Origin of the sequence: Desulfovibrio psychrotolerans (assembly GCF_013340305.1) — a bacterium.
Lineage (GTDB): Bacteria > Desulfobacterota > Desulfovibrionia > Desulfovibrionales > Desulfovibrionaceae > Halodesulfovibrio > Halodesulfovibrio psychrotolerans.
In genome coordinates, this window is record NZ_BLVP01000021.1 from 1 (window position 1) to 979 (window position 979).

The window sequence follows — 979 nt, forward strand, 5'->3', positions numbered from 1 at the left end:
GGCGACATGGTGGTGGTCAACGCCCGCAATTTGACTGTGGAGGCCGGGGTTACACTGACCACTGCGAACCGCTGCCGTGGCCTGCTGCTCTATGCCACGGGCAGCGTAATCATCAATGGCACTGTGAGCATGACGGCGCGCGGCTGCCGGGCCAATCCGGCGGACAGCACCGTCACCGCCAATACGCCCGTCGCTCCCAGCGATGGCCTGCCAGTACCGATCAGCGGCCTGCGCATTGCCAAATTTGCACCGGGCACTTCGTCTGGTGCGTCTGACCTGTCCGGTTGCGGCAACGCAGCCCGTAACGCGGAGACAAACCAGCCGATGGTTCCGAACGGTTTGGTTGTGGATATCCCCCGTGTCGGGGGGACAGGTGCCCCCGCGCAGACGGGAGTATCCAGCGGTGTGTCCGGGCAGACAATGACCGGAGGCTCCGGCGGTGGGGGCAGCGGTGCGTCTGCTGGCGGCGCGTCCGGTAGCGGGTCTAGCGGGACATGCTGGTCCGGCGGTCCCGGCGGGGGCGGCAACGGGCGAGGTTCGGGTACGGTATCGTACGTGAACGCGGCCCCCTACGGAGGTTCCGGTGGGAAAGGGTACGACGGCACGGAGGACAGCGGCGGTGGTGCTGGCAATCCTGGTGGGCAGTCGTATCTGTCCAATTCTGCGCGTGCCGGGCAGGACGGCACCGGAGGGCTGCTTATTATCATCGCCCGCACAATCGCCGGGACGGGTACATTTTCATCCTGCGGCATGAACGGAGGCTCCGCCCCTGACCGGGGCGGCGGTGCCAGCGGTGGAGGCATTATTCTGTTGTTGTCTGTCAGTTTTGCCGCATGGAGTGGTTCCGCTGATGTGTCCGGAGGTGTCGGCGGCAGTGGTATCGGCGGCACCACGGGCGGCGATGGCGGGAATGGCTCTGTTATTCAACACACCATATTGTAGGAGCAACCATGCAATATAAATACAAAGACGGCTCCAT

1 pseudogene is annotated in these 979 nt (G+C 64.4%); it reads left to right on the plus strand.

Features of this window, described 5'->3' with window-relative positions:
* A pseudogene (locus HUV26_RS13470) lies at positions 1-942 on the plus strand (hypothetical protein); the annotation flags it as partial.
* Positions 943-979 lie beyond the last annotated feature (37 nt).